Origin of the sequence: Arenibacter antarcticus (assembly GCF_041320605.1) — a bacterium.
Lineage (GTDB): Bacteria > Bacteroidota > Bacteroidia > Flavobacteriales > Flavobacteriaceae > Arenibacter > Arenibacter antarcticus.
Map to the genome: position 1 here is coordinate 618,915 of NZ_CP166679.1, position 25,708 is coordinate 644,622.

Annotated in this window: 18 protein-coding genes and 2 tRNA genes; 7 read left to right on the forward strand and 13 right to left on the reverse strand. The window is 39.2% G+C overall.

The window, feature by feature from the left end:
- Positions 1-95 precede the first annotated feature (95 nt).
- Positions 96-1,241 carry a 2-amino-4-hydroxy-6-hydroxymethyldihydropteridine diphosphokinase gene (gene folK / locus KCTC52924_RS02635; protein ID WP_251809100.1) on the forward strand — a complete coding sequence of 382 codons (1,146 nt, stop codon included), beginning with the start codon at positions 96-98 and terminating at the stop codon, positions 1,239-1,241.
- Between the two features lie 25 nt (positions 1,242-1,266).
- On the opposite strand, the gene KCTC52924_RS02640 is transcribed toward folK, so the two are convergent.
- Entirely contained in the window at positions 1,267-1,800 is a 534-nt protein-coding gene (locus tag KCTC52924_RS02640) for an RNA methyltransferase (RefSeq protein WP_251809101.1), read from the reverse strand.
- A 206-nt stretch (positions 1,801-2,006) separates the two neighbouring features.
- Between KCTC52924_RS02640 and mutS the strand changes: the two genes are divergently transcribed.
- The 3 genes from mutS to KCTC52924_RS02655 all read left to right on the forward strand — a co-directional run bounded on the left by mutS (position 2,007) and on the right by KCTC52924_RS02655 (position 4,960).
- On the forward strand, positions 2,007-4,583 hold the full coding sequence (mutS, locus tag KCTC52924_RS02645; protein WP_251809102.1) for a DNA mismatch repair protein MutS: 2,577 nt from the start codon (positions 2,007-2,009) through the stop codon (positions 4,581-4,583).
- A gap of 167 nt (positions 4,584-4,750) precedes the next feature.
- Positions 4,751-4,823 (forward strand) — tRNA-Gly (locus KCTC52924_RS02650).
- Between the two features lie 50 nt (positions 4,824-4,873).
- Positions 4,874-4,960 (forward strand) — tRNA-Leu (locus KCTC52924_RS02655).
- Between the two features lie 99 nt (positions 4,961-5,059).
- Here KCTC52924_RS02655 and KCTC52924_RS02660 read toward each other — a convergent pair.
- A complete protein-coding gene (locus KCTC52924_RS02660; protein WP_251809103.1) occupies positions 5,060-5,254 on the reverse strand; it encodes a hypothetical protein in 195 nt (64 codons plus the stop codon).
- Positions 5,255-5,594: 340 nt separating this feature from the next.
- Here KCTC52924_RS02660 and KCTC52924_RS02665 point away from each other — a divergent pair, with 340 nt between their 5' ends.
- On the forward strand, positions 5,595-5,921 hold the full coding sequence (locus KCTC52924_RS02665) for a hypothetical protein (RefSeq protein ID WP_251809104.1): 327 nt from the start codon (positions 5,595-5,597) through the stop codon (positions 5,919-5,921).
- 11 nt (positions 5,922-5,932) lie between these two features.
- Here KCTC52924_RS02665 and KCTC52924_RS02670 read toward each other — a convergent pair whose 3' ends face one another.
- From KCTC52924_RS02670 to KCTC52924_RS02685, 4 genes are all read right to left on the reverse strand, one after another.
- Positions 5,933-6,100 (reverse strand): hypothetical protein, encoded by a 168-nt coding sequence (locus KCTC52924_RS02670; RefSeq protein WP_251809105.1) that lies wholly within the window; start codon positions 6,098-6,100, stop codon positions 5,933-5,935.
- Between the two features lie 36 nt (positions 6,101-6,136).
- Entirely contained in the window at positions 6,137-8,518 is a 2,382-nt protein-coding gene (locus tag KCTC52924_RS02675; RefSeq protein ID WP_251809106.1) for a glycosyl hydrolase family 95 catalytic domain-containing protein, read from the reverse strand.
- Positions 8,519-8,745: 227 nt separating this feature from the next.
- A complete protein-coding gene (locus tag KCTC52924_RS02680; protein WP_251809107.1) occupies positions 8,746-10,206 on the reverse strand; it encodes a RagB/SusD family nutrient uptake outer membrane protein in 1,461 nt (486 codons plus the stop codon).
- Positions 10,207-10,216: 10 nt separating this feature from the next.
- Positions 10,217-13,303, reverse strand: coding sequence for a TonB-dependent receptor (locus tag KCTC52924_RS02685; RefSeq protein WP_251809108.1), 3,087 nt, complete (start codon positions 13,301-13,303; stop codon positions 10,217-10,219).
- Positions 13,304-13,981: 678 nt separating this feature from the next.
- Here KCTC52924_RS02685 and KCTC52924_RS02690 point away from each other — a divergent pair.
- Positions 13,982-14,962, forward strand: coding sequence for an acyltransferase family protein (locus tag KCTC52924_RS02690; protein WP_251809109.1), 981 nt, complete (start codon positions 13,982-13,984; stop codon positions 14,960-14,962).
- Between the two features lie 82 nt (positions 14,963-15,044).
- The gene (locus KCTC52924_RS02695; RefSeq protein ID WP_251809110.1) at positions 15,045-16,091 is read left to right on the forward strand and encodes a serine hydrolase; all 1,047 of its coding nucleotides are present in this window, start codon (positions 15,045-15,047) and stop codon (positions 16,089-16,091) included.
- A gap of 201 nt (positions 16,092-16,292) precedes the next feature.
- Here the strand turns inward: KCTC52924_RS02695 and KCTC52924_RS02700 are convergent, their stop codons facing one another.
- The 7 genes from KCTC52924_RS02700 to KCTC52924_RS02730 form a co-directional block, all read right to left on the reverse strand.
- Positions 16,293-18,038: an efflux RND transporter periplasmic adaptor subunit gene (locus KCTC52924_RS02700; RefSeq protein WP_370671501.1), complete on the reverse strand. Its 1,746-nt coding sequence runs from the start codon at positions 18,036-18,038 to the stop codon at positions 16,293-16,295.
- Between the two features lie 333 nt (positions 18,039-18,371).
- A complete protein-coding gene (locus tag KCTC52924_RS02705; RefSeq protein WP_251809112.1) occupies positions 18,372-18,824 on the reverse strand; it encodes a heme-binding domain-containing protein in 453 nt (150 codons plus the stop codon).
- Positions 18,825-19,382, reverse strand: a complete 558-nt coding sequence (locus KCTC52924_RS02710) for a DUF3347 domain-containing protein (RefSeq protein ID WP_353057510.1) — start codon at positions 19,380-19,382, stop codon at positions 18,825-18,827.
- A 170-nt stretch (positions 19,383-19,552) separates the two neighbouring features.
- Positions 19,553-20,827, reverse strand: coding sequence for a TolC family protein (locus tag KCTC52924_RS02715; RefSeq protein WP_251809114.1), 1,275 nt, complete (start codon positions 20,825-20,827; stop codon positions 19,553-19,555).
- Positions 20,824-21,183: a four helix bundle protein gene (locus KCTC52924_RS02720; RefSeq protein WP_251809115.1), complete on the reverse strand. Its 360-nt coding sequence runs from the start codon at positions 21,181-21,183 to the stop codon at positions 20,824-20,826. Before KCTC52924_RS02720 ends, KCTC52924_RS02715 begins: the two co-directional genes overlap by 4 nt.
- 12 nt (positions 21,184-21,195) lie before the next feature.
- The gene (locus KCTC52924_RS02725; protein ID WP_370671502.1) at positions 21,196-24,927 is read right to left on the reverse strand and encodes an efflux RND transporter permease subunit; all 3,732 of its coding nucleotides are present in this window, start codon (positions 24,925-24,927) and stop codon (positions 21,196-21,198) included.
- A gap of 145 nt (positions 24,928-25,072) precedes the next feature.
- Positions 25,073-25,489 carry an HYC_CC_PP family protein gene (locus tag KCTC52924_RS02730; RefSeq protein WP_251808960.1) on the reverse strand — a complete coding sequence of 139 codons (417 nt, stop codon included), beginning with the start codon at positions 25,487-25,489 and terminating at the stop codon, positions 25,073-25,075.
- Between the last annotated feature and the right edge of the window lie 219 nt (positions 25,490-25,708).

Sequence of the window (25,708 nt, forward strand, 5' to 3'; positions counted from 1 at the left end):
ACTAACTAGAAGGGGTTCTATCTTAAAAATTCACGCTTTGTTCATAACATTCCTTTTATGAAGTAGATTTCTTTTATTTACTTTGTCTGCTTGTTATGAACCAAACGAAAACAACATATTTATCCTTAGGGAGCAATCTTGGAGACCGATTAAATCATTTGCAAGAGGGTATATTCCAAATAAATGCCCGAATTGGCACCGTAACGAAGACCTCTCACCTTTACGAAACTCCAGCCTGGGGTTTTGAAGGGGAGCCTTTTTACAACGCCTGCATTTCCGTGGAAACCCATTTATCGCCTTCAGACCTACTAGAGGAATTGTTAAAGATTGAAATTTTATTAGGTAGGGAACGAAAGCAAAGCAGTGGATATGCTTCTAGGACCCTAGATCTGGATATTATTTATTACGACCGGGAAATCCTTAAAACCGATCGCTTGGAAATTCCCCATCCAAATCTATTTAAAAGAAAATTCGTCCTTAGGCCTTTGGCCGATATAGCGCCACAATATTATCATCCGATACTTGATAAAGACAGTAGAAACCTCCTGCAGGAGTGTCAGGATAAAAGTGAAATATTACGGACCTCGCACAAACTTTTCACCAACAGAACACAGCTTTTCTCCCAGCTACATTTTATTTCCATTGAAGGAAATATTGGTGCTGGAAAGACCACATTGGCCACTATGATTGGCCAGGACTACAATGCAAAGTTGGTGTTGGAACGATTTGCGGACAACCCATTTCTTCCAAAATTCTATGAAGATCAGGCTAGATTTGCCTTCCCCTTGGAAATGTCTTTTTTGGCAGATAGGTACCAGCAATTTATGGACGACACTTCGCAGTACGACTTGTTCAAGAATTTTATGATAAGTGATTACGACATCCATAAATCCCTGATTTTTGCCAAGGTAACCCTTCAAGAAGAGGAATTTAAATTGTACCGAAAGCTGTTCACAATGATGTACAAGGAAGCTCAAAGACCAAGAATGTTTGTTTATTTATACCAGAATACCGAAAGGTTGCTCCAAAATATCAAACAAAGGGGAAGAAGTTATGAACAGAATATTGAACCGTCCTATTTAGAAAAAATAAACAAAGGATATTTGGATTACATCAAGAGTTTTCCGGAGCAAAACAATCTTCTCATCGATATTAGCGAGATGGATTTTATTGAAAACACGGCCGATTACGAACAAATCCTAAGCAAGATCCAGACCTATGCGGTAAAATTAGCGCTTTGAGCTAGTATTGCATCATCCAAAATTATCACTTCGCCTGCAATTTCGCCCAAAGGTCCCAAACCACGATCCCAACACTTACCGAAATATTTAAAGAATGCTTTGTCCCGTATTGGGGGATTTCCAATACCCCATCACTTTGGGATACTACTTTTTGAGAAACACCCTTCACCTCGTTTCCAAAGACTACAGCATATTTTTTGTCCTGCTCACATTCAAAGTCGCTCAACATTTGCGCATTCTCTGCCTGTTCCACGGAATATACCTGATACCCATTTTTTTGTAAATCCTGCACCAATTCCAAGGCATCCTCATGATATTCCCAGGCCACACTGTCCGTAGCCCCAAGGGCAGTCTTATGGATCTCTTTATGTGGCGGGGTAGCTGTAATACCACAGAGATAAATTTTTTCGATCAAAAAAGCATCGGCGGTTCTAAAAACAGAACCAATATTGTTAAGGCTCCTCACATTGTCTAACACAATACAGATGGGAGTCTTTTTGTGCTGTTTAAACTCCTCTACATTAAGTCGGTCTAATTCACTATTTTCTAATTTACGCATTCTCAATTTTAAATTATCAACCAATTCTCCTCACTTTCAGAAAGAAAAAACGGCATATTATTCCACAAAGTTATCCCTAAAATATCAACAATAGTAGGCATTCCAATAGATAAACCTTACTTTCGTTCCTATAATTCGGATACAAAAATAAGTTAATAAAATCGCTTTTGGCAGACTCAGGAAAGACAAAAAAGGTTACGCCTTTAATGAAACAGTACAATACCATAAAGGTGAAATATCCCGATGCTCTGCTATTGTTCAGAGTGGGCGATTTTTATGAGACTTTTGGGGAAGATGCCGTTAAGACGACTCAGATATTGGGAATTACGCTTACACACAGGAATAATGGCGGGGTCCGGACAGAATTGGCAGGGTTTCCTCACCATTCCATTAACACCTATCTACCCAAATTGGTAAAGGCTGGGCAACGCGTGGCGATCTGCGATCAATTGGAAGATCCCAAACTCACCAAAACCATTGTAAAAAGGGGAGTAACGGAATTGGTAACCCCAGGGGTGGCCATGAACGATGATATTTTAACCGCAAAAAGCAACAATTTCCTGTGTGCGGTACATTTTGGCCGAAATCGCTTGGGCATTGCCTTTGTGGACATTTCCACGGGGGAGTTTCTTACCTCAGAGGGGAATGAGGAACAGATTGACAAATTACTTCAGAATTTCTCGCCTAACGAAGTATTGGTCTCCAAGGCGAACAAAAAAGAATTTTTAGCGGTTTTCGGCACCCAGTTCCACACCTTTTTTACCGAAGATTGGGTATTTCAGGACGATTATGCACTGGAATCACTCACCAATCACTTTAAAACCAAAAGCCTAAAGGGGTTTGGAGTGGATCATTTAAGTCATGGGATTGTGGCGGCAGGGGTAATAATGCACTACCTGTCCGACACTCAGCACAGACAATTAAAACATATAAGCAGTCTACAGCGGATTGCGGAAGAGGAGCATATTTGGATGGATCGGTTTACGATCCGAAATTTGGAACTCTACCACTCCAACAATCAGAATGCGGTTACCCTTTTAGAGGTGATAGACAGAACCCTTTCCCCAATGGGAGGTCGTATGTTAAAGCGTTGGCTTGCCCTTCCGCTTAAAAATATTGAGAAAATTAGGAGAAGGCATCAGGTTATTTCCCACTTACAGAAAGATGAGATCATTCTTCAGAAATTGAGGAACGCCATTAAAATGATTGGGGACTTGGAGCGATTAATTTCCAAGGTGGCTACGGGCAAAATAAATCCCAAGGAGGTGGTACAGTTAAAAAACTCTTTGGAAGCTATTGTTCCTATAAAGCAGCTTACCGTAAAAACCAAGAACGAGGCCCTTGGCCTCCTAGGGGATCAGATGCACGGATGCGAAATGCTCCGCAGCAAGATTAAGGAAATGCTGAATGAAGAGGCACCTGTTAATTTGGTAAAGGGGGGCACTATTGCCAAAGGCTATTCCCCAGAATTGGACGAGCTAAGAGGTTTGGCATTTTCAGGAAAGGATTATTTAGACAAAATGTTGGAACGCGAAACCAAGCGCACAGGGATCTCCTCCCTAAAAATAGCTTCCAACAACGTTTTTGGTTACTATATAGAAGTTAGAAACACTCATAAGGACAAGGTCCCTGCAGATTGGATCCGCAAGCAGACCTTGGTAAATGCGGAACGCTACATCACTGAGGAGCTCAAAGAATACGAAGCGAAAATTTTAGGTGCGGAGGAACGAATCCTAGGGTTGGAACAACAATTATTCTCCCAACTGGTAGTTTGGATGCAGGAATATATAGCCCCTGTACAAAATAACGCCCATTTGGTGGCGCAGTTAGATTGCCTATGCGGTTTTACCCAATTGGCTATTGAAAATAACTACGTTGCCCCCGTCATGGACGATTCCACCGAACTGTCTATTGTTGGTGGTCGCCATCCGGTAATTGAAAAACAATTGCCCTTGGGAGAGCAATATATTACCAACGACGTTACCCTTAACCGGGACGAGCAGCAGATTATAATGATCACAGGTCCGAACATGAGTGGTAAATCGGCCATACTAAGACAAACCGCCCTTATAGTGCTATTGGCGCAGATGGGCAGTTTTGTACCAGCTGATTCTGCCAAAATTGGGTATGTAGACAAAATATTCACCCGTGTAGGAGCCAGTGACAACATTTCTATGGGCGAATCTACTTTTATGGTAGAAATGAACGAAACGGCCTCTATCCTTAACAACCTCTCTGAACGCAGTTTGGTGCTGTTGGATGAGATTGGTCGTGGGACCAGTACTTATGACGGTATATCTATCGCCTGGGCCATATCGGAATACCTGCATGAACATCCGGCGAGGGCAAAAACACTTTTTGCTACGCATTACCACGAGCTGAACGAAATGACCAATACTTTTGACCGGATTAAAAACTACAATGTCTCGGTAAAGGAATTAAAGGACAATGTGCTCTTTTTACGTAAGCTGACCCCGGGGGGAAGTGAGCATAGCTTTGGGATTCATGTTGCTAAAATGGCGGGAATGCCCCAACAAGTGATCCAAAAAGCGAATAAGATTTTAAAGAAACTAGAAAAATCACATTCCAGTGAGGAGCTTACAGATAAGTTGCAGTTGGTGCAGAGTGAGATGCAACTTAGCTTCTTTAACTTGGACGACCCCTTATTGGAACAGATCAAAGAAGAGATTACCCATTTGGATATCAATACATTAACCCCTGTAGAAGCCTTGATGAAACTTAGTGAGATACAGCGATTGCTCACCAAAAAGAAGAACGCCTAAGGTTTTTAGGCGAGCGTTAAAAAGCGAGTATTTATATCATAAAATATTCAACCTGCGGGGATTACAATTATTTTGATTCTTTTTAGCAAAAAGTTCTTTGCTTTTTGGAGAATTATATTAAATTTGCTCCCGCATTCGAGTAGGATGTGACGTTCATAAAACAAAACGCGAAAATAGCTCAGCTGGTAGAGCGCCACCTTGCCAAGGTGGAGGTCGCGGGTTCGAATCCCGTTTTTCGCTCATTTAACTTCCACGTTCTACCAAATGTGGAAACGCTGTATAAAGCAGAGGCTCGAGTGGTGGAATTGGTAGACACGTTGGACTTAAAATCCAATGGACATTAGTCCGTGCGGGTTCAAGTCCCGCCTCGAGTACCAAGACCCTTGTTAATCAACTGATTTTCAAGGGTTTTTTAGTTTACACCCTTATGTTTTCCCCACATAATTACATCCGAGATTAGTCATTTGATGTATGATTTACACCTTTTTCAACCTGATTTTCCAAACCTCCTTTTCAATAAATAAATCTATTAACGGGTTCTTCCTTAGCTCATCAAAGTTAGCAACAAGATAATTGGCTACATCCTCAGGAGTAATATTATTGAACTTATCCAGCACCTTTTTACTATTCTCAACATCATTTAAGATACTTGTTTCAGTACCTCCTAACATCTCCCCCTCTCCCGTTAATAGCCATTCAGCACTTATTTCCTGATATCCATTTAAAATACTGTTCTGTAGTCCTTTACCGCGGATTTTCTTCTAATAGCAATCCCTATACTATTGTTGGATGCCCCAATAGCCTTTTCAAAGTTGGAAATATTGGTTTCATAATGAGTTCAATTCTATCTATGGGTTTCATTAATATTTGTTTTTGTTAGTTTTTCTAATAAAAATACAGAATTTAGAAAAACGAATAATTCAGTCTTAGATTAATAGTCAAATAAATATTACCGTTTGTATAACCCTAAGCTATTTTAGTCAAGCTGCCTATCCAGTTTACATTATTCACATGTTTGTATTATATGCCGGGGCCATGTTTATATTACCAATGGACATACCCATCATGTTAAAATTTATAAGCATTGTTGCTTTTACCGGTTTAGCGTGTTACCTCATTTATGAGTTCATTATCAGAAGAATCGGTTTTTTAAGACTTTTGTTGGGACTTAAGAATCTGTCATGGAAATTCAACATGGTAGACAAGCAAAAATTAGAATTAAATAGATCAAGTAGAAAAGATATGCTGAACTTAGATAACCCATTAGATTTAGCGTTGAAAGACTTTTCCGAAACAGATAAAAAGAACACCAACATACGTTTACCCGAAAAATATTAAGGGGAAAGCTGTTATATTATTAGGTACATTATAGGTACTGAGCTATTTAATACAAGTGCATCATCCTTAAGATCAATAATCTTTTGGGCTTTCAACACATTGGCAGCTCCCAGAATTAATAGGAACACTCCCCATCGGGAAACCTCTAATAATACCTTGGGAACAAAAATTACTTTCATAAAATCTCCAATATTTAGATAGTGGTCGGTCCTTTATTAATTTAATGGTTGCAGTTCCCCATTCAGGGTCAATACTTGCCCTCCTATTAAATTAACTTCAACTGTTTTATCTTGATACTTTACCTTTTTGGATTGGGTTACATTCGATAACAATCTCACCAGGGTTAATTCACCTTCTTTCCATTCCATATCCACTTGGATTCCACCCCTTACTTTCAGCCCAGAAATCTTTCCTGATGGCCATGCCTTGGGAAGCGCCGGTAGCAGATGAACTTCTCCGGAATGTGATTGTAGGAGCATCTCTGCCATTCCTGCTGTTGCCCCCATATTCCCATCCAATTGAAAGGGTGGGTGAGTGGAAAGTAAGTTGGTATAGACTCCACCTCCGTCCATCATGTTTACGCCATCTTCATGGACTAACTTCATGGCCCTTCTCAGCAATTTATAGGACCGATCTCCATCCAACAAACGGGCCCAAAAATTAATTTTCCATCCAATGGACCATCCGGTTCCGTCGTCGCCTCTTGCATCCAATGATACTCTTGCAGCGTCTACTAGAGCTGGGGTCTCCAAAGTATTCACTTGACTCCCTGGATACAGCGCATATAAATGGGAAACATGGCGGTGTTTGTTATTAGGATCATCCAAATCTTCCTTCCATTCCTGTAACTGGCCCCACTTCCCTATTCTCAGTGGTAAAAGCTGTGCTTTTGCGGCAACTAGTTTCTCTTTGAAAGCCTTATCTTCACCCAGAACTTCGCTGGCCTTAATACAATTGGTAAAGATATCCCATGCAATTTCTATATCCATATACGCCCCAGTGGAAATTCCCCCATGTTCGGGAGAATACGAGGGAGAGGATACCAAGTATCCATCGGCATCTTTAGTAAGATAGTCCAACCAAAATTGGGCGGCCTCTTTCATTATGGGATACCCCTTCTCCTTTAGATAGGTACGGTCTCCGGAAAATTCATAATGCTCCCATACATGTCGGCCGTACCAGGCCGCGCCTCCTGGGAAAAAGCCCCATGGAAAATCCCATCCCGGAGCGGTAAATCCAAATGGATTGTTCATGGTATTCACCATCCACCCCTCGGCATTGAAAAAGTCCTTTGCCGATTTTCGGCCGGGAGCCCTTAATTTATCTATATAGTCTATTAATGGCTCATGGCTTTCTGATAAATTGGTGATTTCCGCAGGCCAATAGATCATTTGAATGTTGATATTAGCGTGATAATCGCTGGCCCAGGGCGGATTTGTCTTATTGTTCCATTTGCCCTGCAAGTTGGCAGGCATGGTACCTGGTCTGGAACTGCTGATAAGAAGGTAACGCCCGTATTGAAAATATAGGGTTTCCAAGGCAGAGTCTTCGTTGCCTGCAGCGTACGCTTTTAGCCTTTCGTCCGTGGGAATGTTATTTTGGTCCGAGGATTCCAATTCAAAATTTACCCGTGAAAATAGGTTGGTGTAATCTTCTATGTGTTCCGATAAAAGTTGGTGGTAGTTCTTCTTTTTTAAGGCTTCAATTGTTTTTTGGTTTAACGCCTTATAATCCCTTCCATTATAATTGGGATATTCATTTTTATAATCGGTTGCGGCGGTTAGGTACAACGTCAGCTTCTTTGCTGATCTCACCAGTAGTTCGCCATTTGTAAAGCTTAGTTTTTTACCATCAGAATCGATCAGCATCCTACTTTCCAATCCCATCCCGTTATTCTCCAGACTTCCGGACATAACGAGTTCTTTACCTTCCAAAAATATTGAAACGTTCTTATGGACTGTAGTTTGTTTGATGACGTAATCGATACCGTTTGGACTGTCATTTTCAAAATGGAAAACCAGAGTGCGACTAGGATAGCTAGCAAAATACTCACGTTTATGGTCCACTCCATTTACGGTATAGGTAATGGCCGAGATCGCTTTGGAAATATCCAGTGTTCTTTTATAGTTTTTTGGCTCCCCCTCTTGTGCAGGTTTAATAAACAGGTCCCCAAAAGGCTGATAGGCCCCATACCCTTCTAAAACATCATTCCCAGCATCGGCCTTGATTATTCCGGTAAGTTCTTTATTTGCGAGTTGATGAGCTTCCTGATATTTACCCTCATTAAGTAAGCGTCTAACCTCTGGTAGGTGTTTATAAGCATTTTCCCGATTGCCTCCGTTATATTGGTCCCATTCGCCTTTCCCTCCCGTCCATAGGGTTTCTTCGTTAAACTGGATATGTTCTTCCTCTATGCCTCCAAAGATCATGGCTCCCATATAGCCGTTACCGATGGGCAACGCCTCCGTCATCCATTTTTGTGCCGGCTGATTATACCAAAGCTTTAATGGCTCATTTGTTTGTCCTACTAGGTTGTAAGTGGTAAAAAGAACGATTGTAATAAGGGCGCTGAAATAGCTACGTTTTTTAAAGTTCATTAGTCCAATTTAATATTCATTTTCGTTGTACAATTATTTCCAGATACGCTGGAAACAATTATTGGTAGAATTCGATCCGAAAAAAAACAATTATTTATCGCTAGGAATTCTAGTTTTGCTTTACTCCGTAATAAAGATAATCCAGGAACTAAAAAGATTCCTGGACTATCTTGAAACTCCCTATTATAAAACTAGTTTAAAAGGGAAAGTAGTATTTGTATAGAAACTTAGTAGTCCGGATTCTGCTCCAACACTCCTTGGCTCTTATCAATTTCAGATTGTGGTAAAGGCCAGTGATAAAACCGTTCTTCAAAAGTATAATCCAGCACACCGTCCGATATGTTATTCAATACTTCTTCAGCAATTCTCCATCTTTTAAGGTCATAATATCTTAAGCCCTCAAAAGCCAGCTCAATTCTCCGTTCATAACGGATAATCTCCCGCATCTGATCTTTTGTTAGTCCTACTGTGATATCCAACATACCAGCGCGATCACGGATTGCCGTAATAGCATCATAAACAGATTGGTCTGGGCCAACAAGTTCATTCTGTGCTTCAGCATACATCAACAATACGTCCGCATATCTCAACAGTACCCAATCTTGCTGACTTTGGGTAGAATAACCATAAGGCATTAGACTAGGGCTAAGAAATTTCTTCACCCCATATCCGGTGGGCAGGCCGTTGGAAGGGTTGTGAATATTGCCATCAAAATTCACTTCATCGGCATATATGGTTTTATCCAATCTAGGGTCTAGTGGGTCAAAGGCATCCACTAAATTCTGTAGGGGGCTAATTACCACCCAATCTCCATACCATTGATCCATAGAAGTAGAATTGTCCGGTGCCAAAAATTTGATGGAAAAGATAATTTCTGGATTTCCTTCTTGGGTTCCGTCCCTAAAGACATCTTCAAAATTTTCGCTTAATTCATACCCCGCGCCCATTATTTCCAATGCTAGATCTCTTGCTTGGGTCATTATTCCAGAATCTGCTGTTCCAGTGTCTCCATAGGCAGCGAATAGCAACACCCTAAGTTTTAAGGCTTGTGCGGACGACTTAACTACATGTCCGCCATTATCTGCATATAATTCAGAAGATAAGTTAGCAATTGCGGTATCAAGATCGGCCAATGACCGAGCCAAAACCTCATTTTCCGGAGCTTTGGGCTGAATCTGATTTTCCAGCGTTAGGGGTTCGGTTACAATAGGGACCGAACCGTAATTGGAGTACAGTTGAAAATAATAGAAACCACGCATAAACATAGCTTCACCTTCATACTTAGATTTGGTTGCACTATCTATTTCATCACCTTGAAAATTATTTAGTTGCTCAAGAAAAATATTGATTCGTGCAATTCCCTTATAGCTGCTACCGTAAACATCAGAAATATAGCCACCAGAAGTTGGCGAAATATTCCCTTGCACAATTGCCTGACTACCCCAATAACTATGTTGTCCATATCCGTTATCGGTAAGAACATCCCAGTTGGGCGCTCCTACTGAGAACATTCCATTTTGCATCTCTCCGTATATTGCGGTAAGCGCCATGTCAAAATCCTGTTGGGATTTCCAAAAATCACCGCTAGATAATTTATCCAAGGGATTTTTGTCCAGTGCATCCTTTTCACATCCTACAAAACTGATACAGAGGATACTTAAAACTATTTGTAAAATATATCTTTTCATGATTTTATCTTTAAAATTGAACGTTAAGACCTAGAGAATATATTTTGTTTTGCGGATAGTTAACAAAACGACCACTTCCTCCTCTTTCAGGGTCTAGACCAGGATAATTGGTAAAGGTCAAAAGGTTATCTCCAGAAAGATAAATCCTTAACTTTTTAAGCTTTATCTTCTCTATTAATGAGTTAGGTAAGTTATATCCTATAGAAATATTCTTTAACCTTAAGTAAGAGGCATCCTGTAGAAAGTAACTGGAAGTCCTTCTAACTTTATCCGGGGCATTAAATCCCCAATAAATTTTAGGCATTGTGGTGGATGGATTATCTTCTGTCCATCTACCTCTCCAATCTGTTGTTGGGGGTGATCCCTGAACAAAGGGAATGGTTCCCCAATCGCTAACATAAATACTTCTACCTTCTACTCCTTGAAAAAATAGGGAGAGGTCAAAGTTTTTCCAGTTTGCATTAAAGTTCATGGCATATTCAAAATCTGGATACTGCCCATCAATAAACGTTCGATCTTTATCGTCTATAACATTGTCCCCGTTTTGATCCTTATAAATTAAGTCTCCAGGTCCGGTATTATCATTAAACTGTTTAGGCGCAGCATCTACCTCGGCCTGGGTCTGGAAAATTCCTGCCCATTCCAACATATAGAAGGTTTCCCAAGAACGGCCTTCTTCCTTAATTGTATTGCCACCAATTTCACGTTCCCCAAATTCGGTAAGTTCGTTCTTAAAGCGATCAATAGTAAACCCTGCATTGTAGTTTAGCCCTTCAAATACACCAGATCTAACATTATTACGGTACTGTAAATTTAACTCTATCCCCGTGTTCTGCATGGTACCATTATTTATGGTTGGAGCGTCTAAACCTACAAGCCCCGTAACCTGGGATCCCCTAAGAATATCCGAGGTTGTTTTTCTGTACCAGTCAAAGGTGAGCGAAAGTCCGTTAAACACGGTCATATCTAAACCTATATCCGTAATAGTTGTGGTTTCCCAAGTAATATTCTGATTAGACAAAGCTGTCTGTGCTGCCCCAGAGGACAGGTTAGCATTGTTAAAGGAATAGTTTCCAGTTAAGCCAAGGATGTCCTGATACGGATAATTACCAATATTCTGGTTCCCCAGTTCTCCATAAGACCCTCTGATCTTTAGGCTGTTGAGCCAATCCATTCTTCCATTTTTCATAAAAGACTCTTCGGATAACCTCCACGCTGCGGAGATGGAAGGGAATGCTCCCCATCGGGAATCTTTATGTAATCTGGAAGATCCATCATACCTCATATTTAACTCCAATAGATACCTGTCCTTAAAATTATAGCCTAAGCGACCAAAAAATGATTTTAAGGCCCATTCATAGGTAGATCCATTGGCATTTTGTACGGCCGGGCTACCAGCGTCCAGTTCCCTTAGGTTGTTACCAGCATAATCTCGTCTATATCCACGCAGGTATTCTTCTTTATTAGATTCTTCACTGTAACCCACTTGGGCGGTTAGGTTGTGCCCGTCAACAACCTCATCCTCAAATTTAAGGTAAGTAAAAATATTGGTAAAAATATTTTGACTATTATTTACTTGTAATCCACGTCCTCCTACGTCCAAATCGGTCGCAAACTCCCCGGTACGGTAGTTGTAAAGCGGGACAGCAGGCCTCCAATCTTTCCATTTCTCGAAATCACCTACTATTGCAGCTTTAGAGTACCAATTTATTGATTTGGTTAAATTGACATCTGCCCAACCTTGTACGTTAACAGAGTAATCTATAATTGTTCTTAGCGCTTCATTCTCTACTAAGGCCAAAGGATTTTTGTTATTGGATTCAAAATCATATGCTTTATAGGAATAGCGCCCATCAGGTAATTTTGGTAAATAAGTGGGCGCTTGTGACATGGTTGACAGGAATAAATCGTTGGACCCCTGTCTTGGTCTGGACAAATTCCCCTTTTTTAATCCAATGTTCGCGCCTACTTTAATAAAGTCATTAATCTTGGAGCCTAAATTTAAACGGGCATTGAACTTCTTATAATTAAAACCTTTCATTACGCCAGGTTGATCCACATAGCCTAAGGATAACTTGTAATGTGTTTCCTCCTTACCCCCGCTTATCCCGATATTGTGTGATTGTACAAAAGCCGGATTGAACATAATATCTAGCCAATCGGCATTTGGATAAAGCGTACGATCCGTTGCATTTCTGTACAGGTCTATTTCGGATTGTGGATAATGCCCCGTAGTGATCCCCGTATTTGTTCTTGCTTCGTTCCACAATTCCATGTATTCAGCAGAATTACTAATGACATCAAAGAGTTTGGTAGGAGTGTGTATAGCAGTATTTACATTATATTCCACGGTAAACTCCCCTGCCTTACCAGATTTGGTGGTTACTAAAATAACCCCATTTGCTGCTCTGGAACCGTAAATGGATGCTGATGCGGCATCCTTTAAGACAGAGATGTTGTCGATGTCATTTGGGTTTAAGTCACTTAGATTCCCATCCACCCCATCTATTAAAACTAATGGATTAGAGCCGGCGTTACTAAATGTACCTTGTCCTCTTATACGTATGGATAATCCTTCATTTCCTGGCTCTCCTGTATCCTGAACTATTCTTAATCCAGCCACTTGGCCTTGTAACATTGAGGCGGCATTTGTAACGGGTCTTTTGGTCAAGGTTTCCCCATCTACTGTTGCTACAGAGCCGGTTAGGTTGACCTTTTTCTGTGTTCCAAAACCTACTACTACCACTTCATCCAACCCAGCAGCATCTTCCGCTAAATTAACAGAAATGCTCGTTTGCCCATTTAGGGCAATTTCTTTAGTGGCAAACCCAATGTATGAAATAATTAGTGTAGCATTTTCGCTCGCTACAGAAATGGAAAAATTACCGTCAAAGTCAGCTGTTACTCCATTGGCGGTACCCTTTTCTACAATATTTGCACCAGGGAGGGGAGTGCCATCAGCATCGGTAATGGCGCCACCTACCTGATGCTGTTGAACTGTGTTTTCTAGATTTAATGTGAGACTGGTATTCTCGGCATAGGTATTCGCCTCAATTTTAAACATGGAAACTACCACTAATAGTGTTGTGAGTTTCATTGTTAGGTTTTTTTGACGCAACCAATTTGCTTGGAAAGGCCTGCGCATTTTTATTTTTTTCATATTGCTCGTCAGTTTTGGTGATTTTATTATTTTTATTTAATTCACTTGCATAAGCCGAAAAATGCTGGAGCATTTTTCGGCTATTTTTATAGAAGTGATTTTTTTAATATTCATTTTTTTAATGTGCTTTCATAGTCATCCTTTTTTTAAGTGATTTATCGTGTTACTATTTTTATAGCCCTGCTCGTTAAATACAAATGGATTAAATTCGCTTTTTCAAGGATTGGTTCTAGCCCTAAATACTACTATTGAAGGACACTCCTTGAAAGACATCCGTAAAATGAGGTGTTCAAAAGTAAATGGTCTATTTTAGTGAGTCAACTAAACAACAATCAAATTACAATACTTTTTTTGCCCTAAAAGTTACTTAGACTAAAAATAGGTGAATTTATTGTTAAATTATGATTTGAAATAGTCTGTTTTACCACATTATAGTATGATGCTATATTTACTTAAAAACGGCTAGTTTGCAAAACATTTCCTTCACAGTTACCCACCACAATTATCTTATTTACTTAAAATGTGGCATTCTTACTCTGAATTAGTATTAGCATATAATTGGTTTGTGTTACGGTTCCAGTTATTAAAGTGCCACAGTATACCTTACCTTCAATAATGGGGCTCTATTTCGCCATACGCAAACGAAACTGGAAACAATTGCTTCTGGAACGGACAAAACGAATTTTGTTGCCCTTTACCTTTGGCATAGTGGCCATTGTTCCACTGCATATTTTTATTTTTCAAGAATACTATAATATGCCCTTGGGCTATTATCCCCATCAAGGCCATTTATGGTTTCTGTTAAATATCTTTGTGTATGTACTCTTACTTTTACCGTTATATTACTATCTGAAGAAGCAAGAGGATGGTAAAATCAAAAGAGCGTTATCGGCTCTAATGAGCCATCCTGGTGGGAATTTGTTGATAACCCTATTTTTTGTCATTGAAGTTTTGCTGGTAAAGCCCCAGTTGTTTGCATTGTATGCCCAGACTTGGCATGGGTTTCTGAATGGCTTTCTTTTAGTGTATAGTGGTAAAACGTTCTGGCAAACCGCTTTGAAATGGAGATGGTTGTATGTTGGTCTGGCCGTTATTCTGTATAGTATTCGATTCGTGCTATTTAAAACGGAAGCACCGGGGTATCTCATGGCTATAGAATCCAATTGCTGGATTTTTGGAGTATTTGGCTTTGACTATAAGTACTTGAACAAACCAAGTAAAACCCTAAGCTATTTTAGTCAAGCTGCCTATCCAGTTTACATCATTCACATGTTTGTATTATATGCAGGGGCCATATTCATATTACCAATGGACATACCCATCATGTTAAAATTTATAAGCATTGTTGCTTTTACCGGTTTAGCTTGTTACCTCATTTATGAGTTCATTATCAGAAGAATCGGTTTTTTAAGACCTTTGTTTGGACTTAAGAATCTGTCATGGAAATTCAACATGGTAGACAAGCAAAAATTAGAATTAAATAGATCAAGTAGAAAAGATATGCTGAACTTAGATAATCCATTAGATTTAGCGTTGAAAGACTTTTCCGAAACATATAAAAAGAACACCAACATACGTTTACCCGAAAAATATTAAGGGAAAGCTTTTATATTATTAGGAACACAATAGGTACTGAGCTATTTAATAAAAGTGTATCATCCTTAAGAAATATGATATTATGAAGAAGAAACAATCAAAACGAATTCTCAGAATAATATTTATTATTGCAAGCATATCCTCTTTGTGGTTCGTACCATGGATTTTGGTAAAAGCTTGGATTTTTCCACTACCCGATACGGTTCAGGAACAAGTCAATGAAGCAATTGATCATGGATTTGATGGAATGATTGTTTATGTAGACCAAGCAGGGAAGCCACCGGAGTTTTATGCCGCAGGCTGGCACGACCGAAAAAACAAAATACCCGCCAATCCGCACGCTTTATTCAAAATTGCTAGTATCAGCAAGTTATATGTCGCTGTTGCCGTCGCTAAATTGGTTAATGACAACCAATTGTCATTAGATAAAACGCTCGCTGGCTACCTTCCAGAAATTGCGGGAAGGATTGAAAATGCAGATAAAATCACCCTGAGAATGATGGTGCAACATCGGAGTGGCATTCCCAATTTCACCGACACCCCTGGCTATTGGCAACACCCACCTAGAACCAATAGAGAAAATCTGGAGTTGGTGCTGGATACCCCTGCGGACTTTGAACCTGATAAAAAATATAGGTATTCCAATACGAATTATTTATTGATAGGTGAAATCCTTGATAAAACATTGGGATATAGCCATCACCAATATATTAAAAAGGAAATTTTGATGCCGCTTGGGCTGAACAATACATACAGTTTGCTTAGTGAAGTGGATTTAGACGATGTTATGAGCGGGTATGATGTTGGTTATGATGGTGATCTAAAGTATCATGATTTTATAAACCCTGCAGGCTCAATGGTAGCCACAGCAGAGGATGTGGGGATATTCTTGAGAGCATTGAACGATGGTTCTTTGCTAAATGATAAGGAACAAGCTATTTATTCGTCCATTTATGAATATGAACATACAGGATTATTGCCAGGATACTCTAGTATTGCAAGGTATCACAAAGATAGTGATGCGGTCGTTGTTCAGTTTGTAAGTACAAGTGGAGGATATACTTGGAATTTAACGGAGATCGTATATAACCGTGTTGTAAAAATTGTTAGAAGTAAAAGAAGCTCATAATACTCTTAATAGTTATGAAGTATAGCTCCGTCAATAGGCTAGGGCTGATAATCTTCTTCACTTGTCCAGTCAACCACATGGGAAGAATCAATTATTAGGGACTAATTGCGATGATTGTCTGGTGAAATTTTGATATTTAAAAAGGTCTTAAAAGGTATTAGAAATTTAAAATCCCAACACCTTCTAGGACCTTTTTAGGGATTAATTTATTTCATCTGTAACCTCCCCACATCGAAGCATACTTGCCCCGAAATAGGGGTTTAGGATTTCTTCCTCAGTGCTCAACCAATACGCTCCTACATCATTATTCACCATTGGGCAATAATCCACAAAGACTTTTCGGCTAATACCAAAAGTTTTAACTGCATTAATTAAATGAGCCGAAAGTGAAATAAAATGATTCCTCTGCATTTTAATATCTGAAGTATTGGATATTGCAGTGGCCGATTCCTGAAGTTCTTCATCCAAAAGCATCCAACGACTATGAGCTGGATCCTCATTTATCAGTTTCATGTCAACGTTCTGAATGCTCTTAAGCATGGCACTGGCAGCCTTTTGTGGTATTTCTGCATTGTCTTGGACCAAAGCCTTTTCAATAACCATATAATCATCAAAAATTGCTTTTAACTGCACTTGGAATTTAGATGGCACTACCAATCTTTTTATATCAGCTAAATGATTTATAGGATTTATCTCTAATTTTCCTTCTGTATTCATCATGCTTTTTTTCCCTTGTAACTGCGCTGCTGCATCTACCGTAAAGGTCCCATTAGTTACCACTACATCCCCATTTTCTAGCCCTTTAAGGATCGTATAAGTGTCTCCATTGGTATCGCCTAATAGAACTTCCCTCATTTCAAAAATAGCCTCATTAGGATTTGTTTTAACATATACTAAAGAGCGTTCACCTGTCCACATAACAGCTGTTGCGGGTACAGAAACGGTATTCTCGGTTCTTGTTTGCGTGCCTTCGATAATACCTTCAACAAACATTCCTGGTTTAAAGAGGTCATTCTTATTTTTCAAGACCGCTCTTACCACTACCGTTCTTGTAGCTGAATTTAATAAGGGATCAACAAACGTAACGTTGGCATCAAATACTTCATTGCGATAAGCATTGGTAGTTACTTTGATGTTTTGTCCTTTTTTCAAGGAAGAAAGTTGGTTTTCGTAGGCATCAAATTCTGCCCATACTGTGTTAAGATTGGCAATTTTGAATAAGGGTTGTCCTAGCTTTAAATAATCTCCCTCTTCCACCATTTTCTCCGTTACTGTTCCTGATACTGTTGCAAATACAGGAAAGTTCTCCTGGACTTTTCCAGCAGCTTCTATTGCATTAATTTGGTTTTCCGAAAGTTTCCATAATTTAAGCTTGTTCCTAACAGCCTTGTACAGTTCTGGTTGCGATTCTTTTAAAGAGGAAGCGGTAAGTAGCTCTTGCTGTGCTGCAACTAATTCTGGGGAATAAATGGTGGCCAAGCGTTGCCCTATGCCAACACGTTCCCCTGTAGAATTTACGTATAGTTTTTCAATTCTTCCTGCAAAATAGGTAACCTGTACGGCATTTGTCTCTTCATTGGCTTTTATCTTTCCAGACAATTTAAGGGAATTCTTTCCCATTTGGCCCTGTCCTACTACCGACGTTTGGATATTGGCCAAAGCCATTGCATTTTCGGTCATTTTAATTTCATTGGCACTAAGACCATCTGCACCAGTTTCGGCCGGTATTAAATCCATCCCACAAAGAGGACAATCTCCTGGTTCTGGTTGCATAATCTGTGGGTGCATAGAGCAGGTCCACATTTGGTTAGAAGCTATTTCTTCTGTATGATCGTGGTTGTCTTTAGAATTTGCAGCCCTATCCGAAGCATCACCCCCAAAAAGGAGATAGCCACCCAACAGCCCAACAATCAAGGCAACACCTATGTAAATGATATTCTTTTTCATTGTTTGTATATTTATTTGTTATTCTCCAATCGTGTTATTATTGCTTTTATTTCTGCAATTTCTATTTCTTGTTTTGATACCTTTTTCGCATAAAGAACCGCACTATAACTGATTTTTCTAAAATCCCCAAACATGTTTATAAAACCTAGTTTGGTGGAATCATGCGTGGTCTATTTTATTCCTATTCAAATAAATTGTAATGAAAAAGTTTAAAAATCTGAATTGAGATAAATCTACTTTCTCCAACACAATATCAAACAATCCATTCAACGCTAAAAATTCAGCAGGTCTTTCACAAATGAGAATGAACCTTGTCTCTTAAATTAAGCTTTCCTATAAACTATCTTTTATCCGCTTAATATAGTTTATCACTAATGCTTTTTCAGAATCCGAATACACAGCTTCCCTATGTAGCAACGTGTAAGAGAAAAGCGGCATTTCATCATCTTTAATTTGGCTGATGATGGATTTTAGTTTGCTGTTTTTTCTTCGTTTAGAATACCCCTTCCAATCACTGAAATTAAGCTCGGATTTTCCTTCTTTAATATGATCTTCCAAAACCCAAGCGACAGGTTGAATCCTATTATACCAAGGATATTGGGTATTATTACTGTGGCAATCATAGCAAGAAACCTGTAACTTCTTTTGAATAGCTACCGGAACCTTATTAACCAGCATAAAATCGGTTGCTGGAACCGTATCACTTTGATTGCGTTCTGTGGGAATAAATTGAATTCCCACAAACGCTACCAATAATACCAATGCTATGATCTTTACAATCTTCACTTAGTTAATCTCTTTTTGTACTTTACCGCAATTCATCATTTTACTACCGAAGTAAGGGTTTTTAATTTCCTTTTCCATACTTAACCATGCACCACCATCCGCATACATAGGGCAAAATTGTTGGTATAGTGTATTGTCCGTCCCTATAATAGCCACCATATCTGTAATATCCTTAGTCAACATTTGGAAATGTTCACGTTGGTGGGCAATGTCGCTCTTCATTATATGCGCGGCGTGCTCTGTTGCAGCTTCAATGATTTCATTCAACTCGTTCTGCTCTTCAGAAGTATAGTTGTCTACATTAAAATCTTTTAATGTAGCTTCAAGCTTCTCACCAGCTTTTGCAGAAGCACCTTCATCGGTCGCTACTAATGCATCTTTAAGTAACATATAATCTGCTAATACCTGCTTGGATGCAGAATTTTGTGCATCGGAATCCTTCATAGTATGGGATGCACTCATTTCATCGTGGCCCATTTCCGAGTGGGTATCTGTTGCTTTTTCTTTTTTACTGTCCTTACAAGACATTGTTGTTAGGCCTACAAAAGCCACTACCATAATTGTTGTCGTTAATTTTACTTTTTTCATTTTAATTTACGTTAAGGTTAATACTTGTTTATATAAAATTGTTCAATAGTATTAGAATCAATAGAATTATGTATTCTATAGTTGTTCATTTTCTATATTTTAAAAATTATTTCTTCTGATTACTTCAAATCCTATAATTTTTAATTCGTTAAATAATTGATAAGAGCGGACTGGACGTAATATTGCTTTACGGTTTCAACCTGTGCCATTTGAAACTTCAATTGCAATTCCTGAACGTCTAAGACATCATTAAAATTAATAGTTCCTGTTTCATAATTCTTGATAAGGATTTCTTCGGCATATTCAGCTTGTTTCAGGTTCTTGTCTTGTGTATTGAATTTAATTCGCGACTGATTACGCTGAGCAATGGCTTTGGACAAATCTGCCTTTAGCACGTTCAAACGCACCTCTTTCTGAGATTGTATCTCTTGCTTTCGCAATTCATTTTGCTTGGTTTGGGATTTATACTTATTATTAAAAATAGGGATGGATAAGGAGACCATGGGCATAACCATATCTTTATAGGAACTGGTTATCATGGGACTATTTTCTTGATTGATATATTGCACGCCAACCCCTACCATTGGACCACTTTCCTTTTGGTTTAACAACTCGGCCTGATCAACAGATTGGTAGAGCTTGTCATATTTAAGCAACTCCGGGTTTATAGCCAGGCTCTCGAAGCTAAAGAAATTGTCGTCTTCCGGAATTTCCAATAAAGAAACCACAGATACCTCTATATCATATTCCCGATTCATTAAACTGTTCATAGCGGCCTGTATGCCTTTGTTTTGCTCCATTAAAACATCTTTCTCTTGTTTTAGCTCGTTCTGTCTGATCTGTAATCGCAATACATCCACTGCCGATGCTTTGCCCACTTCCAAGGAGGTGAGTGCAAGGCGTTCATAGGTTTCCAAAAGCGCTATGTTCTTGTCAAGTATTTCCTGCTTGGCTCTTATTTCATAGAGCAGGTAATAGAATTGGGAAACGGAAAGCGCTAACTTTCGCTTGGCAATGGTTACTTCAACAAATTGGGCGTCTGCCATTGAAATAGCATAATTTTCCCTTGCCGATATGGTTCCAAACCACGGTAACATTTGCATTACAGATGCATTAAATTGCTCCATAGGCATATCCATTTCAGGAGCTATGGCCATAACCCCAAAATTAAAATCGGTATTTGGCAAGCTGTTCACTTCATTTACTTTTTCGAAAGCGATCTGATACAGATAATCAAACTTTTGAATCTCTGGATTATTGGTCAATGCTTCCTCAATAAGGTTCTCTAGTTGTTGAGCACTTGTAAAGTGAAAAGTGAAAAGTGAAAAACTTAAAATTAACACACCTCTTAAAGGAAGAGTGAAAAATGAAAAACCAAAACTAGCTGCTTTTAATATGTATTTAAACTGTTTCATTTTTGAATATTTAATTTTGAGGTTTTAATAGAACTTACTAACATGGCAACTAATTCCTTATTTAAACCAAAATGTATTTGATACTCTTCTTCCTTTATATAACCAGTATCTTTCAACAAATCCAACCAATACAAAGTCTCGTTAGCTTCTTTGAGGGAAATGCTCATTTTATTTACAAAATCCTTTTTGCTTTGAGCAAATTCAGCTTCTCTAATTAATGCTCCAATCGCCGTACCACTTCTTAAAAACTGTTTGCTTAATACTAATTCCCTTTTTTTAGAAACTAAATATTGAGACAACTTAACCACCATGATCGCAAAGGCATAACTTTTATCTGTTAGAATACTCTTACCCATAATTCTTCACTTTTAATTTTTCACTTTTAATTCTTCTCTCCAGCTATACAATACCGGAACCACAAATAGGGTCATCAATGCTATAAGCATACCTCCAAAACTTGGAATTGCCATAGGAATCATAATATCACTTCCACGTCCTGTGGACGTTAAAACCGGTAATAGTGCCAATATGGTTGTTGCCGTGGTCATTAAACAAGGACGAATACGTTTTTCTCCAGCCTCAACTACAGAGGCTCTTATTTCCTGTTTTGTTTCGGGCGTATTTCTATCAAAGGTTTGGGTCAGGTAGGTTGCCATTACCACACCATCATCTGTTGCAATACCGAACAAAGCAATAAAACCAACCCAAACGGCGACACTTAAATTAATGGTGTGCATTTGAAATAAGTCCCGTAAATTCTCTCCAAAGAAGTTAAAGTTTAGGAACCAGTCCTGCCCGTAAAACCAGATCATCAAAAATCCTCCTGCAAAGGCAACTGCTATCCCTGTAAAAACCATTAAGGATGTGGCTACCGATCGGAATTGGAAATACAAGATCAAGAAGATGATTGCCAAGGCCAAAGGCACCACAAGCGATAAGGTTTTCTCCGCTCGTAATTGATTTTCATAGGTTCCCGTAAACTGATAGTTGATCCCTTTAGGCACAATCAGTTCTCCTGAATCGATTTTTCCCTGGATAAGCGCTTGCGCATTCTCCACCACATCTACTTCGGCAAAACCATCAATTTTATCAAAAAGAACGTACCCCACCAGGAAAGTATCCTCACTCTTTATGACTTGCGGCCCTTGCTCATATCTAATAGTAACAAGCTCACTTAAGGGGACCGGACTTCCCTTTTCTACGGGAACATAAATATCCTTCAGATCATTTGGGTTTGCGCGCAATTCCCTTGGATAGCGAACTCGAATACCATAACGCTCCCTACCTTCTACCGTTTGTGTAAGCACCATTCCTCCAATGGACACTTGTATGACTTGTTGCACCTGCTCTACGGTAATTCCATATCGGGCAAGTCGGTCTCTGTCAATATCCAACAACAGATAAGGTTTCCCTACAATACGATCAGCAAAGACCGCTTCATTCTTAACACCTTCAGATTGTTTTAATATGTCCTCCAACTGCAGTCCAAAGGCTTCTATCTCCTTTAAATCTTGCCCTTTCACCTTAATACCCATAGGAGCCCGCATCCCTGTTTGCAACATCACCAATCGTGTTTCAATAGGTTGTAATTTAGGCGCCGAGGTAACCCCGGGAAGCTTTGTGACTCTAACAATTTCCTTCCAAATATCATCTGGGGATTTTATCTCTGGCCGCCAGTTTCTAAAGTATTCCCCATCATCATCTGGAATAAGTTGTGAACTGCCCACAGAAAATGGGTCCTTTAATTTAGATGTATCGTAATTAGCATTCTCCTCCCCTATTTCGTTATTTGGATTTGAAACCAAACTTCCATCCTTGAGAACAAATAATCCATCTTCATTTACTTTAAATCGCTGTCTTTTCCTTTTCTCATTTTGAATGTATTCTGATTTGTATTGGATTATGTTTTCATACATCGACAAGGGTGCTGGATCCAATGCCGATTCCGTACGACCGGATTTACCAACAACAGTTTCAATCTCAGGAAGGCTAGCTACTGCCATATCCAATTGTTGCAATACCCGTTTATTTTCTTCAACGCCAGAATGCGGCATGGAAGTCGGCATCAACAGAAAAGAGCCTTCATTCAGGGATGGCATAAATTCCTTACCGGTATTACGCATAATCAACACACCAAAAATTACTATGGCTGTGGGTACGGAAAGAAATAACAATTTATTGCGCAATGCCCAATTTAAAATTCGCACATAATAGTTTCTAAAAAGTGTAAACACTCCAAGAAGACCAAAACAGATGAGACCTACGAAAATTAAATTTATAAAGAAGCTTCGATCTACTCCCAAGGGCCTCCAATATTCTGCCAATAAAAATATAATGGCAAGGGCAGACACAAATATGTTAACGTCATTGGCACGTTTTGGGGTAATCTTTTCCTTTAACGATAGGAAGCCTACTACACCAAATGCCACTAATATTAATCCAAGAGGGTATCCAAAAATAACAGCCAACACACCTACGATTATCATTGCTCCATTAAGCATATAACGAAAGGAAGTCTTTAAGCTGCGCTTTTTAAACAAATAGGCTGCAAACGGGGGTATTAAAAATAAGGCCACGATCAGGGATGCGGTTAGGGCTGCTGTTTTAGTAAATGCCAACGGCCTAAATAATTTACCTTCAGCACCGATCATAGTGAACACTGGAATGAAACTTATAATAGTGGTCATTACCGCTGTCAATATAGCCCCTGAAACTTCGGAAGTTGCATTGTACACAACGGTATTCATGGGTACATCATCGTCGTTTTCATCGATATGCCGCAGCACATTTTCCGTAAGAATAACACCCACATCAACCATGGTACCAATAGCAATTGCAATACCGGATAGCGCAACAATATTGGCATCTACATTAAACAGTTTCATGGAAATAAAAACCATCAATACAGCTACTGGTAAGAGACCGGATATTAACACCGAAGCCCTTAAATTGAATACCATTATAATGATTACGAAAATGGTGATTAAAATCTCCAATGACAGTGCCTCGTCCAACGTTCCCAATGTTTCTTGAATGAGCTCCGTTCTGTCATAAAAGGGAACCACGGTAAGCTGGGAAGTCCTGCCATCACTCAAAACTTTAGAGGGAAGGCCTGAGCTCAGCTCCTTTATTTTCTCCTTAACGTTATTAATGACCTCCATTGGGTTGGCACCATAACGCGCCACCACAACACCACCTACAACTTCTGCCCCTTCTTTATCTAAAATTCCTCTTCTTGTAGCGGGTCCATGAGAAACTTTTGCAATGTCCTTTAAGCGTATAGAGGTGAAATTTTCTGATGTCACCACAGCATTTTCCAGGTCGGCAATGGATTTAACATAGCCCAAACCACGTATCAAATATTCCGCCTGATTAATTTCTATGGTTTGGGCACCTACATCCTTATTACTTTGTTTAACTGCTTTTACAACATCATCTAATCCGATTTTGTACTGTTTCATCAACTCTGGGTTGACATCCACTTGGTATTCCAAAACGTAACCCCCAATAGAGGCCACTTCAGATACACCGCTTGCCGAAGACAGTGCATATTTCACGTAGAAATCTTGGATACTTCTCAATTCATGTAAATCCCAGCCACCTGTTACGTTTCCGTTTTCATCCCGGCCTTCGAGCGTGTACCAATATATTTGGCCAAGTCCAGTAGCATCCGGTCCTAGTGCCGGATTCACTGCATCAGGTAGTAGTCCTGCTGGGAGTGAATTTAACTTCTCCAGTATTCGGCTTCGGCTCCAGTAGAATTCGATATCCTCTTCAAAAATGATGTAGATACTTGAAAAACCGAACATAGATGAACTACGTATGGTCTTAACTCCTGGAATTCCTAAAAGCGATGTGGTTAACGGATAGGTAATTTGGTCCTCAATATCTTGTGGAGAACGGCCATCCCATTTCGTAAATACAATTTGTTGGTTTTCACCAATATCAGGGATGGCATCTACGGCTACAGGGTTACGTGGCAATGGACCTGTATTCCAATCAAAGGGCGCATTTATGACTCCCCACCCTACAAACAAAACAAGTAGTAATACGGCAATAAGTTTATTCTCTATGAGAAATTTGATGCTTTTATTTAGCATTTGAATCAATTGTTAAACAGTTAAACATTGAATAAGATCCTGATAACATCAGAAAATTAAGGACAACGAAATAAGCCCAAAATGGCAGGAACCACAGGGCAATTTTTCCAATCCGATTAGTTATCGGACCGGAAACTGTTTAAAATCAAATTAAATAGGTCTCGTGAAGTTTTTGTATATCCTGTATGAGGTATGGAGGTTTATAATCCCTGAACGGAATGGTATTTTTGTCCAGATCCTCAAAAAGATTTATATACGAGTAGAAAAAAGTAGCAACGAAAGTTTGTTGCTCGAAAGATAATTTATCAAATGAAAGTTTAAGATTATCCAGACCCTCGACAATTATTTGTTTATCTGTACAACAGGATTGTTCGGGAACCTCACTTTCGCAATCATTTTCAGATTGTGATATCTCCATCCCGCAGGTATGGGTATTTTGGGCCAAAGAAAAATCAACCAAAGTCTCTCCACAATAATGCATATCCAGTGCGAACGACATAGTGGTAAATAACACTAGGGTCGCCATAGCTACAGATAACATTTTATGGAAAAATGATTTCATAATCCTACAAAGGTATGTAATATATCAATAACTTTTTGGCGTTTATTATTTTTTTCCACAATGTTCTTCCCATTATTTGGGTTCTTTGGGATGATAAAAATCAAAATTTATAGGATAAATTAACCAAGACTTATGTCGTAGAAAAAAATGACAGGAACATTACCGGCGTCAATACGCAACGGCCACGGGTTCCATGAAGCTCATGCAGGGGGAGGGAAT

Coding starts and splice junctions, on each gene's coding strand:
- folK (WP_251809100.1), top strand. CDS start 96: ATGAACCAAACGAAAACAACATATTTATCCTTAGGGAGCAATCTTGGA.
- KCTC52924_RS02690 (WP_251809109.1), top strand. CDS start 13,982: ATGGGGCTCTATTTCGCCATACGCAAACGAAACTGGAAACAATTGCTT.
- KCTC52924_RS02710 (WP_353057510.1), bottom strand. CDS start 19,382: ATGGTAGTGGCTTTTGTAGGCCTAACAACAATGTCTTGTAAGGACAGT.
- KCTC52924_RS02685 (WP_251809108.1), bottom strand. CDS start 13,303: ATGAAACTCACAACACTATTAGTGGTAGTTTCCATGTTTAAAATTGAG.
- KCTC52924_RS02665 (WP_251809104.1), top strand. CDS start 5,595: ATGTTTGTATTATATGCCGGGGCCATGTTTATATTACCAATGGACATA.
- KCTC52924_RS02730 (WP_251808960.1), bottom strand. CDS start 25,489: ATGAAATCATTTTTCCATAAAATGTTATCTGTAGCTATGGCGACCCTA.
- KCTC52924_RS02720 (WP_251809115.1), bottom strand. CDS start 21,183: ATGGGTAAGAGTATTCTAACAGATAAAAGTTATGCCTTTGCGATCATG.
- KCTC52924_RS02715 (WP_251809114.1), bottom strand. CDS start 20,827: ATGAAACAGTTTAAATACATATTAAAAGCAGCTAGTTTTGGTTTTTCA.
- KCTC52924_RS02680 (WP_251809107.1), bottom strand. CDS start 10,206: ATGAAAAGATATATTTTACAAATAGTTTTAAGTATCCTCTGTATCAGT.
- mutS (WP_251809102.1), top strand. CDS start 2,007: ATGAAACAGTACAATACCATAAAGGTGAAATATCCCGATGCTCTGCTA.
- KCTC52924_RS02695 (WP_251809110.1), top strand. CDS start 15,045: ATGAAGAAGAAACAATCAAAACGAATTCTCAGAATAATATTTATTATT.
- KCTC52924_RS02670 (WP_251809105.1), bottom strand. CDS start 6,100: ATGAAAGTAATTTTTGTTCCCAAGGTATTATTAGAGGTTTCCCGATGG.
- KCTC52924_RS02640 (WP_251809101.1), bottom strand. CDS start 1,800: ATGCGTAAATTAGAAAATAGTGAATTAGACCGACTTAATGTAGAGGAG.
- KCTC52924_RS02725 (WP_370671502.1), bottom strand. CDS start 24,927: ATGCTAAATAAAAGCATCAAATTTCTCATAGAGAATAAACTTATTGCC.
- KCTC52924_RS02675 (WP_251809106.1), bottom strand. CDS start 8,518: ATGAACTTTAAAAAACGTAGCTATTTCAGCGCCCTTATTACAATCGTT.
- KCTC52924_RS02700 (WP_370671501.1), bottom strand. CDS start 18,038: ATGAAAAAGAATATCATTTACATAGGTGTTGCCTTGATTGTTGGGCTG.
- KCTC52924_RS02660 (WP_251809103.1), bottom strand. CDS start 5,254: ATGTTAGGAGGTACTGAAACAAGTATCTTAAATGATGTTGAGAATAGT.